The sequence below is a fragment of the Microbacterium sp. ISL-103 genome (genome assembly GCF_018613995.1).
GTDB lineage: Bacteria > Actinomycetota > Actinomycetes > Actinomycetales > Microbacteriaceae > Microbacterium.
Genome location: NZ_JAGGPD010000229.1, coordinates 1 through 13,721, shown reverse-complemented (window position 1 = coordinate 13,721; position 13,721 = coordinate 1). Strand labels below are relative to the sequence as shown.

General features: G+C 67.8%; 15 protein-coding genes and 1 pseudogene. 7 read left to right on the top strand and 9 right to left on the bottom strand.

Annotated features, from left to right (window positions below; translation table 11 throughout):
* Positions 1 to 1,437 (top strand): MATE family efflux transporter (locus J7E68_RS09435; RefSeq protein ID WP_251048833.1); only part of this gene is annotated, 1,437 nt, incomplete at its 5' end.
* Positions 1,438 to 1,568: 131 nt separating this feature from the next.
* Positions 1,569 to 1,952: a hypothetical protein gene (locus tag J7E68_RS09430; RefSeq protein ID WP_215172004.1), complete on the top strand. Its 384-nt coding sequence runs from the start codon at positions 1,569 to 1,571 to the stop codon at positions 1,950 to 1,952.
* Positions 1,953 to 1,992: 40 nt separating this feature from the next.
* On the opposite strand, the gene J7E68_RS09425 is transcribed toward J7E68_RS09430, so the two are convergent.
* From J7E68_RS09425 to J7E68_RS09415, 3 genes and pseudogenes are all read right to left on the bottom strand, one after another.
* Positions 1,993 to 3,702, bottom strand: a complete 1,710-nt coding sequence (locus J7E68_RS09425) for an AMP-binding protein (protein WP_215172002.1) — start codon at positions 3,700 to 3,702, stop codon at positions 1,993 to 1,995.
* 208 nt (positions 3,703 to 3,910) lie between these two features.
* Positions 3,911 to 4,668, bottom strand: a pseudogene (gene ccsA / locus J7E68_RS09420) (cytochrome c biogenesis protein CcsA).
* A gap of 133 nt (positions 4,669 to 4,801) precedes the next feature.
* Complete coding sequence (locus J7E68_RS09415; protein ID WP_215171999.1) at positions 4,802 to 5,269, bottom strand: hotdog domain-containing protein; 468 nt, start codon at positions 5,267 to 5,269, stop codon at positions 4,802 to 4,804.
* A 141-nt stretch (positions 5,270 to 5,410) separates the two neighbouring features.
* Between J7E68_RS09415 and J7E68_RS09410 the strand changes: the two genes are divergently transcribed.
* The gene (locus tag J7E68_RS09410) at positions 5,411 to 6,025 is read left to right on the top strand and encodes an ATP-dependent Clp protease proteolytic subunit (RefSeq protein WP_215171997.1); all 615 of its coding nucleotides are present in this window, start codon (positions 5,411 to 5,413) and stop codon (positions 6,023 to 6,025) included.
* Positions 6,022 to 6,615, top strand: coding sequence for an ATP-dependent Clp protease proteolytic subunit (locus J7E68_RS09405; RefSeq protein ID WP_215171994.1), 594 nt, complete (start codon positions 6,022 to 6,024; stop codon positions 6,613 to 6,615). The genes J7E68_RS09410 and J7E68_RS09405 overlap by 4 nt, the downstream gene beginning before the upstream one ends.
* A gap of 99 nt (positions 6,616 to 6,714) precedes the next feature.
* Here the strand turns inward: J7E68_RS09405 and J7E68_RS09400 are convergent, their stop codons facing one another.
* The gene (locus J7E68_RS09400; RefSeq protein WP_251048832.1) at positions 6,715 to 7,062 is read right to left on the bottom strand and encodes a helix-turn-helix transcriptional regulator; all 348 of its coding nucleotides are present in this window, start codon (positions 7,060 to 7,062) and stop codon (positions 6,715 to 6,717) included.
* 65 nt (positions 7,063 to 7,127) lie between these two features.
* The gene (locus J7E68_RS09395) at positions 7,128 to 8,018 is read right to left on the bottom strand and encodes a helix-turn-helix transcriptional regulator (protein ID WP_215171992.1); all 891 of its coding nucleotides are present in this window, start codon (positions 8,016 to 8,018) and stop codon (positions 7,128 to 7,130) included.
* An 86-nt stretch (positions 8,019 to 8,104) separates the two neighbouring features.
* Between J7E68_RS09395 and J7E68_RS09390 the strand changes: the two genes are divergently transcribed.
* A complete protein-coding gene (locus J7E68_RS09390) occupies positions 8,105 to 8,983 on the top strand; it encodes an aldo/keto reductase (protein ID WP_215171990.1) in 879 nt (292 codons plus the stop codon).
* A 5-nt stretch (positions 8,984 to 8,988) separates the two neighbouring features.
* Here the strand turns inward: J7E68_RS09390 and J7E68_RS09385 are convergent, their stop codons facing one another.
* On the bottom strand, positions 8,989 to 9,462 hold the full coding sequence (locus J7E68_RS09385) for a MarR family transcriptional regulator (protein ID WP_215172008.1): 474 nt from the start codon (positions 9,460 to 9,462) through the stop codon (positions 8,989 to 8,991).
* Positions 9,463 to 9,491: 29 nt separating this feature from the next.
* Positions 9,492 to 10,151 carry a GTP cyclohydrolase II gene (ribA, locus tag J7E68_RS09380; RefSeq protein WP_215171988.1) on the bottom strand — a complete coding sequence of 220 codons (660 nt, stop codon included), beginning with the start codon at positions 10,149 to 10,151 and terminating at the stop codon, positions 9,492 to 9,494.
* Between the two features lie 115 nt (positions 10,152 to 10,266).
* Between ribA and J7E68_RS09375 the strand changes: the two genes are divergently transcribed.
* Positions 10,267 to 10,668, top strand: coding sequence for a cupin domain-containing protein (locus J7E68_RS09375; protein ID WP_215171986.1), 402 nt, complete (start codon positions 10,267 to 10,269; stop codon positions 10,666 to 10,668).
* 3 nt (positions 10,669 to 10,671) lie between these two features.
* Here J7E68_RS09375 and J7E68_RS09370 read toward each other — a convergent pair whose 3' ends face one another.
* Complete coding sequence (locus tag J7E68_RS09370; protein WP_251048831.1) at positions 10,672 to 11,559, bottom strand: DMT family transporter; 888 nt, start codon at positions 11,557 to 11,559, stop codon at positions 10,672 to 10,674.
* Positions 11,560 to 11,694: 135 nt separating this feature from the next.
* Here J7E68_RS09370 and J7E68_RS09365 point away from each other — a divergent pair, with 135 nt between their 5' ends.
* Positions 11,695 to 12,531, top strand: coding sequence for a sulfurtransferase (locus tag J7E68_RS09365; RefSeq protein WP_215171984.1), 837 nt, complete (start codon positions 11,695 to 11,697; stop codon positions 12,529 to 12,531).
* Positions 12,532 to 12,566: 35 nt separating this feature from the next.
* On the opposite strand, the gene J7E68_RS09360 is transcribed toward J7E68_RS09365, so the two are convergent.
* Entirely contained in the window at positions 12,567 to 13,475 is a 909-nt protein-coding gene (locus J7E68_RS09360) for a hypothetical protein (protein WP_215171982.1), read from the bottom strand.
* Positions 13,476 to 13,721: the final 246 nt, after the last annotated feature.

Sequence of the window (13,721 nt, the reverse complement as noted above, 5' to 3'; positions counted from 1 at the left end):
GTCATCCTCTCGTGCTCGATCGCGCTGCTGCTCGGCAACGTGGTGCGGCGGATGTACCAGTTGGTCGATGCCGTGTTCGTCGGCCGGCGCCTCGGTGTCGAGTCGCTCGCCGCCGTCGGCGCCACGGGCAGCCTGCTGTTCCTGCTGATCGGCTTCGCCTGGGGCCTCACCAGCGGCTTCGCGATCCCCATCGCCCAGGCGTTCGGTGCGGGCGACGGGGCGGCCGTTCGGCGCTCGGTGGCGACCGGCGTGATCCTGACCGGGATCACGAGTGTCGTGCTCACGATCGTCGCCCCGCTGATCGCCGCACCGACCCTCGCCCTGCTGCAGACCCCGCCCGAGCTGATGGCCGAGGCGACGATCTTCACGCAGATCAGCTTCATCGGCGCCAGCGCGACGATGTTCTTCAACTACCTTTCGGCGATCATCCGCGCGATCGGCGACTCGCGGACGCCGCTCATCTTCCTCACTGTGTCGTGCGCCCTGAACGTCGGCCTCGTCATCCTCATGGTCGGCCCACTCGAGTGGGGCGTCGGCGGAGCGGCGCTCGCGACGGTCGTCGCCCAGGCGGTCTCGGTCGCGCTCTGCCTCGAGTTCGTACGGCGTCGCCTTCCGATGCTGCACCTGCGTCGTGCCGACTGGCGCGTCACCCGCGATGATCTCCGCGAGCACCTGCGACTCGGCCTCCCCATGGGGTTCCAGGCGTCGATCATCGCGATCGGCACGCTCACCGTGCAGGTCGCGCTGAACACCCTCGGGTCCGAGGCCGTCGCCGCCTACACGACGGCGTCACGAGTCGACGGTCTCGCCGTGGCCTTCCTCTCGTCGCTGGGTCTCGCGTCGTCGATGTACGCGGCGCAGAACCTCGGCGGACGCCGACCTGATCGCATCCGCCGAGGTGTCGTCGAGGGCACCTGGATGGCGATCGCGGCCGGAGTCGCGCTCGGCGCGATCATCATCGCTTTCGGTGCGCCGATGGTGCGCCTGTTCGTCGGAGAGGGATCGGATGAGGTCGTCGAGCTCGCCCACCTGATGCTGATCATCAACGGATGCGGCTACTGGGCGCTCGGCGTGCTCTTCGTGCTGCGCGGTGCTCTGCAGGGACTCGGCCACACGCTCGTGCCGACGGTCACCGGTGTGATCGAACTCGTGATGCGCGTCGGCGCGGCTCTCGTGCTGGGTGCGCTGATCGGCTTCGAGGGGGTCGCGCTCAGCAATCCACTGGCCTGGCTCGGGGCGATCGTGCTGCTGGTGCCGGCGTATGTGCGCGCCCACCGGTCGCTCGCCCGCATGCCCGTCGATCCGGTGGAGTCGACAGAGACGTCGACGATGGCGATCGTCGGCCCCACCGACGGATCGATGGTCGTGGACGCCGTGGTCACGCAGCCCCTGCGTGTGGTGCGCGGATCACGTTTCGCGTGGTTGACGCGCCGCTGAACGACGAGTCACGGTTGCGGAACATCATCCTTGAGATGGATGCCCAGAATGCCGACACTTCGTAGTGTTGGTGATGCGGAGATACCGCTGACCGGGGGGTCGTGATGACGTCATCAAGGATGGCAAGCGAGTTGGCAGCGATACTGGTGCCGATCGGAGTGGTCGGGGCGGTGCTCGCGGCACTGTGCGCGATCGTCGCGGGAGTTGCGATCATGCGCGGCGCTGCAGGTCTCGCCGGCGGAGCCGTCGGGTTGTGGATCCCGAGCGCGCTGCTCAGCTCCACGGCATCGTTCGCGAACCAGTGGACGCCGCTGGTGGTCGCAGGCGCGGTGCTCGCGGCGATGCTGGTGATCGGCGCCGTCGTGCGCGCGATCGTCAGCGTCGGAGAACCGGCGCGCCAGGTCGCACGAGAGGCGCGGGTCGCGGCCATCGTCGATGCGCCCGATGCCGTGTCGACACCGCGCAGCACGACGGTCACGCCCAGCACGGGCAGCGTGCCCGCGCTCGCCGGCTGAGGTCTGCCCCGGCGGGGGTCTGCCCCTGGCTGAGGCCTGCTCAGCGGTAGTCGCGGTCGCGATGCTGCGCGGATTCGTCTCCTGACGTCACGCGCTCTGCTTCGCGCGCGCGCAGTTCGACGCGACGGATCTTGCCCGAGATCGTCTTGGGCAGCTCGGGCACGAACTCGATGATCCGCACCCACAGGTGCGACGAGAGCCGGTCGTGGGCGTAGGTGAAGATCGCGCGGGCCGCATCGGCCTCGGCGTCGACCGCATCGGATCGCAGGCACACATACGCCTTCGGAACCGCCAGCCGCGTGGGGTCGGGGCTCGGGATCACAGCGGCCTCGATCACGAGTTCATGCTCGAGCAGCACGGATTCGAGTTCGAACGGCGAGATCTTGTAGTCGGAGGCTTTGAACACGTCGTCGGCGCGACCGATGTACGTGAGGTAGCCGTCGGCATCGCGCACGGCGATATCGCCGGTGTGATGAAAACCGCCGACGCGCGACTCCGCCGTCTTCTCGGGGTCGTCGTAGTACCCGGCCATCAGCCCGATCGGAGGGTCGGCGAGGTCGAGGACGATCTCGCCCTCGTGCTCGGTGAGCTCGCCCGTGGCGGGGTCGAGCAGCACCACCGGGTACCCGGGGAGCGGGCGCCCCATCGAGCCGACCTTCACGACCTGACCGGGGGAGTTGCCGACGCACGCCGTCATCTCTGTCTGGCCGAATCCGTCGCGGATCGTGCCGCCCCAGGCCTCGCGCACGCGATCGATGACCTCGGGGTTGAGGGGTTCGCCGGCACCGACGCGCTCGCGTGGCGGATGCGCGAGGCGTGTGAGATGGGCCTGGATGAGCATCCGCCAGACGGTGGGCGGTGCGCAGAACGTCGTGACGCGGTGCGTATCCATGACCTGCATGAGCGTGTTCGCATCGAAGCGGTCGTAGTTGTAGACGAACACCGTCGCCTCGGCGAGAAAAGGCGAGTAGAAGCTCGACCAGGCGTGCTTCGCCCAGCCGGGTGACGAGATGTTGAGGTGCACGTCGTCTGGTCGCACACCCAGCCACCACATGGTCGACAGGTGCCCGATCGGGTACGACACGTGGGTGTGCTGCACGAGTTTGGGGTGGCTGGTCGTGCCGCTCGTGAAGTACAGCAGGGCCGTGTCGTCGGCGGGTGTCGCGGCATCCGGCTCGAAGGTCGTCGGCGCACCCGTCGACTCGTCGAAGCGCACCCAGTCGGCGGGTGTGCTGTCTCCTACTCCGATGCGCAGCACGGCGGGGTCGATGCCGGCGATGCGCTCGGCAAGTCCCCCCAGCGTCACGATCGCGCGGGCGCGACCGTGCTCGACGCGGTAGGCGAGGTCGGATGCCGACAGCAGCGTGGAGGTGGGGATCGACACCGCGCCGACCTTGGTGATGGCGAGCATCACCTCCCACAGCTCGATCGTGTTGCCGAGCATCACGATGACGTGGTCGCCCCGCCCGATGCCGAGGCCGGTGAGCCAGGCGGCGACCTGGTCTGAGCGGGAAGACAGCTCGCCATAGCTCCACGACCGGATGCTCAGGTCGGCCGACACGATCTGCACGGCGGGGCGGTCGGGCGTCTCACCCGCGACGACGTCGAACCATTCGAGCGCGAAGTTGAACTCCCCGGGTGCCGGCCATGAGAACCCGTCGCGCGCCGCCGCGTAATCGGTCGCGTTCACGAACAGGAAGTCGCGCATCTCTCTGATCGCGGTCGTGGCTGCGGTGGCGCTGCGGCTCATTCTGGGCTCCCTTGCTCGACAGACGTGTCCATCCTCGCATCGGCGGTGGCCAGTGGCGCTACTCGCTGCGGCCATGTGGTGTGGCGATATGGCGGTGTGACAGTAAATCTGCGCACATTAATGCGTCCTGCGAATGAGAAGCCATTTACGCTGGTCGTTCGATATCTCTCGAAAGCAACGCGATAAATTCCCGCGTCGGTGTCGTCGTTCACGAAATGCCCGAATAGGCGTGAAGTCCCTTGAAGAAGATGTTTACTACGGTGAAGTTGAAGAGCACGGCCGTGAATCCGACGACCGACAACCACGACGACCGCGTTCCGCGCCACCCTCGTGTGGATCGGGCGTGAATGTACCCGGCGTAGAGGACCCAGATGATGAAGGTCCATGTCTCCTTCACGTCGAAACCCCAATAACGAGTCCAGGCGCTCTGCGCCCAGATCGCCCCCGCAATCAGGCTGAAGGTCCAAAGAACGAAGCCATAGGTGGTGCACCGGTACGCGAGCGCTTCAAGTTGTGGGCTCGAGGGAACCGTGCGCAGAGCTCGGGCCATCGGTCCGTTCGAGGAGGTGGCTGTGGCGGCCTCGCGCTGAGCTTGGAGGAGCTGAACCACCGACACTGATGCCGCGATGGCGAACATCGCCGTGGCGAGCGATGCGACGAGCACGTGGATGACGAGCCACACCGACTTCAGGGGCTCAGGAGCGTTCCCGTCATCGCGAACTCGTAGAGGTTCGACCAGGGCACGCGCCCGCTGGCCATACCCCGAAGGAGAGCGCCAGCGAGATGGCACACGAAGCCGAGGATCGTGAGCGAAGTGCCGATTCGCGCAGCGAGCGAGCGAGCGTGGACAGCAGAACCGGGTGCACCCGATCGTTGTGCGAGATCGACGCCGTAGAAGAGGAACGCCAAGACGTAGATCGCTATTGCGGTCCATATGCAGAGAAGGGACCACGTGCCGGCGCTCATTGTGGACCCAGCTTATGAAGATCCCGAGGCTAATCGCGTGCGTCACATCGTATCAAGACTGGTATTCCAGAATGCGTTGCAAAGATATCGGAATCGCCGAGTTCGTGTGATTTGCGCGCCCACCGTTCACGTCCTACGGCAGGCGAATCGTTCCTGTGGCTATGCGCTCGGTCGGCATCCGGTCGCGGTTATAGGTGATCTCGTCGTACCCGTGCGGTGTCGGCATGCCATCGTCATCCAGGCTCACGAAGACGATCTTCTCGATCGTGAGGATGCGCTTGCGAGTGATCATGTTCCGGGCCACCGCCCGCATCGTCAGCGAGGTCGTGCCGAAGTGCGTCGCCTGCAGGCCGATCTCGATAAGGTCGCCCTGCACGGCCGAGGCCTCGAAGTTGATCTCCGAGATGTGCTTGGTCACCGCGCGATAGTTGCCCAGCTGCACGATCGCGTAGATCGCCGCCTCTTCGTCGATCCACTTCAACAGGCTGCCGCCGAACAGCGAGCCGTTCGCGTTGAGGTCTTCGGGTTTCACCCATTTGCGCGTGCGGAAGTTGATGCCGTCTTCGGACCACTGCCACTCGGGTGTCTTCTGGTTCGCCATGCTTCGAGGGTAGGAGCGTCGTGCGTCGGGGGTGTTACGCGGTGGTTCCGGCGCGATCTGCTCACGCTCGATCTGCTCTGGGCCGATCTGCCTGAGGCGGATTCGCGACCGCGAGCGAAGCAGACCGCGGATGCTGGTCGCATGAGCGAAGACAACCCCATCCCGCAGTTCGGCCCCGAGGCCAGAAGAGCCCTGTTCCACGAGCGTGTGCTCGTGCTCGACGGCGCACTCGACGACGACAACGGCACGCTGCTGATGACGCAGCTGCTGACGCTCTCGGCCGAGGATCCGACCACCGACATCGCCCTGTGGATCCACTCGCCGGGGGGCTCCGTGCCGTCGATGCTCGCGATCCGCGACCTGATGACGATGGTGCCGAACGACGTGTCGACACTTGCTCTCGGCTTGGCCTGCAGCGCAGGGCAGTTCCTGCTGTCCGCCGGCACGAAGGGCAAGCGCCGCGCGCTGCCGCATGCGCGCATCCTGATGCATCAGGGGTCTGCGGGCATCGGGGGCTCGGCCGGCGAGATCGAGACGCAGGCCGACGACCTGCGGCACATGCGCGACACGGTGCTCGGGTTGATCGCCGCCGACACCGGGCAGCCCGTGGAGCGCATCTTCGAGGACTCGCTGCACGACCGCTGGTACACCGCAGGGCAGGCGAAGGAGTACGGGTTCATCGACGAGATCGTCGCCTCGCTCGCGGATCTCATGCCGCGTCGCCGTGCCCGAGTCGGACTGGGGGCGAGCGCATGAGCGGCTACACGATCCCGAACGTCATCGCGCAGCATCCGCGCGGGGATCGGGTCATGGACGTCTATTCGCACCTGCTCGCCGAGCGCGTCATCTACCTCGGCACCGCCATCGATGCGGGAGTCGCCAACGCCCTCATCGCGCAGCTGCTGCATCTGGATGCCGACAATCAGGATTCCGGGATCCAGTTCTACATCAACAGCGAGGGAGGCGACCCGGGGGCGGCGCTCGCGATCTACGACACGATGCAGCACATCCGTCCGACGATCGCGACGACCTGCGTCGGGCAGGCGATCGGACCCGCCGCATTGCTCGTCGCCGCCGGAACGTCCGGGCAGCGAGCCGCTCTCGCCCATGCCCGCATCGTGCTGCATCAGCCGGCCGGGCAGTCGCGCGGCGCGATCCCCGACCTCATCCTCGCGGCCGACGAGGTGGTTCGCGTGCGGGGCGACATGGAGGCGATCCTCGCCAGGCACAGCGGACGCTCGCTGAGCGAGCTTCGGGCCGACACCGATCGGGATCGCGTCTTCACGGCATCCGCAGCCCTCGACTACGGGTTGATCGACACCGTGCTGGGGGAGCGGGCTGCCTGAGGGGGCACGGTGTTCGTCTGCAGGATCGGGGCACGGATGCAGGATGATTCTGCCGTTCTGGTCCTGCATCCGTGCCGAAGTCCTGCAGGCGGACGGACCTCAGACGGGCGGGCAGACGAGACGAGCCGTCAGGCGGCGAGGGCGAATGATCCGCGCGAGGCCGACACCGCAGCGGATGCCGGGGCCATCGTCGTCTNNACCGGCGATCGCGGCGATCATCTCGCTCGCCGGCTCTTTGAGTCCTCGCTCCACCTCGGGGAGGTATTGGGGTGAGACTCCGGCGTTCTCGGCCGTCTCGGTGAGGGTCTCGTCACGGTCGTGTCGCCGCCGCCGCAGCTGGTCGCCGACCATCTGGCGCCACAAGGGTTCGGGCTCGCTCGGGCGAGGGCGGGCGGGGCGAGGTCGGGCAGGACGAGGTGCGCGGGAGAACGGGACGAGGTCGGCCATGCCTCACGATAATCCGCCGTCAGCGAGGGAATCGAGCCGTTCTGCTCAGAGCAGAACCGTCGCGCTCAGGCTTCGGTGCGCTCCGACGACACGGTCTCCGACGCGGCGACGGCCGCATCCGTCGCCGCCCAGCTCGCGAGCATCCGCAGCTTGTCGGCCGATGCCGACCCCGGCTCCGCCGTGTACGTCGACATCTGCAGGCCGGGGTCGGCCGGCAGCTCGAACGCCTCGTAGGTGAGTTCCATCTCGCCGACGACGGGGTGGTTGATCCTCTTGACGCCGCTGCGGTGGAAGCGCACGTTGTGCGCCGCCCACAGGGTGCGGAACCGCTCGCTGCGCGTCGACAGCTCGCCCACGAGATCGGTGAGCTTGCGGTCGAACGGATTGCGCCCGGCTTCGCCGCGCATCGCGGCCACGAGCTCCTGGGTGTTGCGCTCCCATTCGGGGTAGAACTCCTGCGCGGCCGGGTCGAGGAAAGCGAAGCGGGCGCTGTTCGGCACCGGGGTCGTGAAGAGCGGCGCGTAGAGCGCGCGGCCCAGCGCGTTCGCCGCGAGGTAGTCGAAGTAGTTGTTGCGCACGATCGCCGGCGCCTCGGTCATCGCGTCGAGCAGGCGCAGGATGCTGGGTCTCAGCGTCTCGACCTTCTTGCGCGGCTTGCGGGCGACCGGTGAGGCATTGGCCGTGCGGGCGAGGTCGAACAGGTGCGCCGTCTCGGCCTCATCGAGCTGCAGGGCGCGGGCGAGCGCGTCGAGCACACTGTCGGAGACGCCCGACAGATCACCCCGCTCGAGGCGGGTGTAGTAGTCGACGCTGACGCCGGCGAGCAGCGACACCTCTTCGCGGCGAAGCCCGGGTACGCGCCGGTTGCCGCCGTATGCGGGCAGGCCTGCCTGATCGGGGGTGATGCGGTCGCGCCTCGACGAGAGGAATTCGCGCACCTCGTTGCGGGTGTCCATGTCCTCGACGGTACGCCCCCTCGGCTGGCGAAGGGAGGTACTGGCAGGCACTCCCTCGTCTGCGCGACCGCGCGCAGACTGAGGACATGACAACGCGACTGACACTCAACAACGGCATCGAGATGCCCGCCCTCGGCTTCGGCGTCTTCCAGGCCGCACCGGACGAGACCGTCGATGCCGTCAGCACCGCCCTCGAGACGGGCTACCGCCTGATCGACACCGCCGCCGCCTACGGCAACGAGCGCGAAGTCGGCGAGGCGATCCGTCGCACCGGCATCCCGCGTGACGAGATCTTCATCGAGACGAAGGTCTGGATCAGCGACTTCGGCTACGACGAGACACTGCACGCCTTCGAGAAGTCGACCGGCAAGCTCGGGGTCGACCAGCTCGACCTGCTGATCCTGCACCAGGCCCTGCCGACCCGATTCGACCTCACTCTCGGTGCCTACAAGGCGCTCGAGACCCTGCTCGCCGACGGTCGGGTGCGCGCCATCGGCGTCAGCAACTTCATGGTGGAGCACCTCGAGAAGCTGGCGGCAGAGACGAGCATCGTCCCCTCGCTCAACCAGATCGAGGTGCACCCGTACTTCCAGCAGCGCGAGGTGCAGCAGGCGGATGCCGCAGCCGGCATCGTGACCCAGGCGTGGTCGCCCATCGGCGGCATCACGGCATACCGTCCCAACGGCGCATCCGTCTTCGACGACGAGACCCTCACCGCCATCGCCGCGGAGCACGGCAAGTCGCCGGCTCAGGTGATGCTGCGCTGGCACCTGCAGCAGGGCCGATCCGCGCTGCCGAAGTCGGTGCGCCCGGCCCGAATCGCCGATAACTTCGACGTGTTCGACTTCGAGCTCACCGCCGACCAGCTCGACGCGATCGACGCCCTCGACACGGGCGTCCGCCGCGGTCCCGAGCCCGAGGACGTCACGCTCGAGACCTTCGGTCGGGAGATCCTCGAAGCCTGATCGCCCTAGAGCGCGGCGGTGACGCCCGGGAGCAGCTTGGTGAGAATGGCGCCGAGCTGCTCCTGCTCGTCGGAGGTGAGCGGATCGAGGATCAGCTCGCGGATCTGCGCGACATGCACGGGTGCGGCTCCGCGCAGCAGGTCGCGACCGGCATCCGTGAGCGCGGCCGTGAGTGTGCGCTTGTCGCTGCTGCACGAGGTGCGGGTCACCCAGCCACGCTCTTCGAGCGAGTCGATCGCGTGGCTGAGTCGGGACCGACTGAGGCCCGCGATCTGAGCGAGCTCGGTCATCGGGATCGCCCGATCGTCTTGCCCTGCCAGCGTCACGAGAATCGCATAGTGCGCATGCTTGAGCCCGGTCTCGGCCTTCAGGGTGCGGTCGAGCACCTGAGGCAGCAGCTGCACGAAGCGGATGGCGGGCAGCCAGGTCTGCATCTCGGCGTCGTCCAGGCGCCGGTCGCTGACCTCGTGTTCGGTCATCACGCCACCGCTCATCACCCCACCGCTCATCACGCGGCAGACAGGTCGAGCGTGTGCGAGGTGTGGTCGCGCTTGGCCTCGAGGTAGCGGTGGTTCGCGTCCGACAGGTGCACGCCGGTGCGCACCTGCTCGGTCACGCGCACGCCCAGTGCCTCGAGCTGCGCAGCCTTGTCGGGGTTGTTGCTCAGCAGGCGGATGCTGTCGACTCCGACCGCCTGCAGCATCTGCGCCGCGATCGTGTAGTCGCGCTCGTCTTCGCCGCGACCCAGCGCCACGTTCGCCTCGTAGGTGTCGAGCCCCGCGTCCTGCAGCGCGTAGGCATCGAGCTTGGCGTACAGGCCGATGCCTCGACCCTCCTGGCGGAGGTACAGGAGGAAGCCCCCCTCATCGGCGATGCGTTCGACCGCCTCACGCAGCTGCGGTCCGCAGTCGCAGCGTTCCGATCCGAACACGTCACCCGTGAGGCACTCGCTGTGCGGGCGCACGAGGGGGGCATCCCCGCCGTCGGCCGCACGTTGCATGGCCGCCTTCCAGTCGCCGAGGCCGAGCAGCAGGTGCTCGCGGCCGTCGATGAGGCCGTCGAACGTGACGACATCCGCCGTGGTCGAGAATCCGTCGGCGAAGCGCATCGGCACGCGCACGCGGGTCCGCTCGGTGGCGACCGGAACGACGGTTGAAGTTTCAATCATGTCGGGTGCAACGCCCCGGCAGCGACGGTATTCCCGCGAGGGGGGGTCCCTCAGAGACTCCCAGTCATCGCCGATCTGCCGTTCACTGGAAGAAGAGACCGACAGGAGAGCACGCATGCACATCGAAGACCGCACCCCGACCGTGAAGAACCCGGCGAAGTGGTTCACCGGCGACGTCTGGCTCGAGCCGATCATCGCGCCGCACGACGCCGATCAGCGGATGTCAGGAGGGCTCGTCCGATTCGCTCCCGGTGCACGAACGGCCTGGCACTCGCACGCCCGCGGACAGTATCTGCGCGTCACCGAGGGCACTGCGCTGTGCGGCACCCGTGACGGCGCGGTCGTCGAGGCCCGCCCCGGGGACACCATCTATACGCCGCCAGGCGAGGAGCACTGGCACGGCGCTGCAGAGGACTGCTTCATGCAGCACCTCGCACTGCTCGAGGGAGCCGATGACCCGAGCGAGACCACGACGTGGCTCGAGCACGTCACCGACGAGGACTATCGGCGGCGCTGACCGCTATTCGGGAGCGCGGCGACGCTCGAGCTTGAGCTCGCTGGCGAGAATGCCGAGCACGACGAGCCCGCCGCCGACGAGTGCCATGACGGGCAGGCGCTCGCCGGCGATGCGCCCCACGATGCCGGCCCACACCGGCTCGCCCGCGTAGATGATCGTGGCGCGGGTCGGCGAGACCGACTTCTGCGCCCAGTTCATCGTGAGCTGGATCAGGCAGCTGGCCGCGCCGAGGCCGACGGCGCAGCCGACCCAGATCCATGAGAAGTCGGGAACGGCCTCACCGACGACGGGCATCGTCAGGATGCCGAGCAGACCCGCGGTCAGCAGCTGCACGACCGTGATGCGGCCGAGGTCGATCTTGCCGGCGAACACGCTGATCAGGATGATCTCGGCCGCGATCGGCAAGGTGCTGATCATGGTGAGGATCTCTCCCGACCCGAGCGTGAGGGCGAACGCGTCGGGCCCTGCGATGAGCAGCAGTCCGAGGAACGCGAGCCCGGCGCCGACGAACGCCATCGCGGGAGGGCGCTTGCGGAACACCGCCCACTGGGCCAGAGGCACCAGCGGGATGTACATCGCCGTGATGAACGCCGACGTGCTCGAATCGATCGTCTGCAGCCCCACCGTCTGCAGCCCGTACCCGAGATAGATCATCACGCCGATCGCCGCGCCGGCGCCGATGTCGCGCCATCGGATTCCTCGCAGCGCCCGCCGGAAGATGACGACGCTGATGAGGCCGGCCACCAGGAAGCGGATGCCGACGAAGAACCACGGGCCCGAGTGCTGCATCGCCCAGTGCACGAGCAGGAACGTGCTGCCCCAGACGGCCGTGATCGCGAGGAGGGCGACCTCCTGTCGGCGCAGGCTCATCCAGCGGAATCGAGTGGACATGCTGTCCTTTCCCGACGCGGCCCCGATGAGCCTAGCGCCGGCTCGCCCTGCGGATCGAATCCCTCCGGCGCCCCGATATGACGGCAAGATGCGAGCTGTTGCGCGATTGCACCGGAGGCTGGATAGCCTCGCATCATGAGCAACTTCGTGAGCGCTGCCGAACTGAACGAACTGCGCGAGTCCGGGACGCCCGTGCGTGTGATCGACGTGCGCTGGAGGCTCGACCGGCCCGACGGCCGCGCCGACTATCTCGAGGGTCACATCCCGGGGGCGGTCTTCGTGCCCCTCGGCACAGAACTCGCCACTCATGGAGAGCCGTCGGAGGGGCGCCATCCGCTGCCCTCCACCCCGACGTTGCAGGATGCCGCTCGCCGCTGGGGAGTGAACCGGGGCGATGTCGTCGTCGCCTACGACGACGCCAAGGGGGTCAGTGCGGCGCGCGCGTGGTGGCTGCTGCGGCAGGGCGGCGTCGACGTGCGCGTCCTCGACGGCGGCATCCGCGCGTGGACGGCTGCCGGGCTGCCGGTCGAGACCGATGACGTCCAGGTCGAACCGGGCGATGTCGTGCTCGACGAGATCGGCGCCGACGCGATCTCGATAGACGACGCGGCCGCGTTCCCCCAGACGGGCGTGCTGCTCGACGCGCGTGCGGCCGATCGATATCGCGGCGAGCACGAGCCGCTCGACCCGATCGCCGGGCACATCCCGGGTGCGCTCAACCTTCCGATGGCTGCACACCTGGATGCCGAGGGGAAGATCCTCGACACGCACACCCTGCAGGCGAGCTTCGCCGCCGTCGGCGTGACCGAGGGGACCCCTGTCGCGGCCTACTGCGGCTCGGGCATCACTGCGGCGCACACGGCGCTCGTGCTCGACGAGATCGGCATCGAGGCCAAGGTCTTCCCCGGCTCGTGGAGCCAGTGGTCGAACACCCCGGGCCGTCCTGCGGCTCTCGGCGACCAGCCCGGCTGAGCCTCAGCGTCGGTCGCCCTCAGCGTCCGTCGTCCTCAGCGTCCGTCGTCGTAGCTCCACGAGACGCCGAGCAGACCGGGGCCGAAGGCCCGTCGCACCTGATGCACGGAGTTCCGACCCTCGAGCGACAGCTCGGACGTCTTGGACCCGTCGGGTGTCTCGACGCGTTCGTCGAGGCGATCGGGCAGGGCGTCGGGGTGGAATCGCGTCCACACCAGCAGCTCCCGGCACTGCCGAGCGACGGCGTGACCCGTCTCGCGCTGCGGCGGGTAGTCGGGCGGGTAGGCGACCGACCATTCGACCATCGCGGTGCTCGGCGCCGTCAGCGGAACGTCGAGTTCGAACAGCACGCCGTGCACCTCGCCGTTCGGGTGCGAGTACCGCGCGGAGATCCGGCCCCCGGCCACCGCGTCGATGAAGGGTGCGGGAGTGCTGATCCCCGGGGTCATCTCGAGGAACGGGATCGAGCTGACGGTGCCCACGGTCGACTGCACGATGCTGCGCGTGATGGAGTACGCGACGTTGCCGGCGGCGTCGACGTCTGTCACGGAGTGGGTCGTGAGTTCGCGGGACGTGTCGGGGTATTCCGCACCGAGGGCGGCGAAGGCATCCTTGACCGCCTCTTCGAGCTCGTGCTCGTCGAGGGGGAACAGGTTGGGTCCGAGCGGACCGGTGCGGTTGGTCGTGCCGAGCAGCGCGGTGAGGGATCCGGGCTCGAGGTGCAGCAGCTGCTCGATGTCGGTGAGCGCGGCCATCGATTGAGCGCCCTCCGGGCGGCGGGCTCCGGATCGCCAATAGCTGAGCGTGGCCATCGACACGCTGTTGCCGCGTGCGCGCAGCTGCTCGTGCAGTCGAGCCAAAGTCAATCCACGCGCATTGATCGCGTCACGGAAGGACGCCGCGAACACGTCGGCATACCGACGGATGCCACTTTCCATACTCATCACAGCACCCCCTCCGGTATGTGAAGAATCGAACCCTAGAGTGAGCATACGACCACACCAGCATCGCGTAGGGGACGAGGTGCTATTTCTGGGGTCTATGGGCTGAGCAGTCGTGAGCAGGGTGCCCGACCTTGCGATCGTTCGGCTTGACGCAGTGTCGCCCCCGTCGCTGCGTACTTTCGCGGGGCCTGACGATCGATCTGGGGAGATCCGTCCGGCCCCGCGAAAAACCTCCTTCCCGGGCGT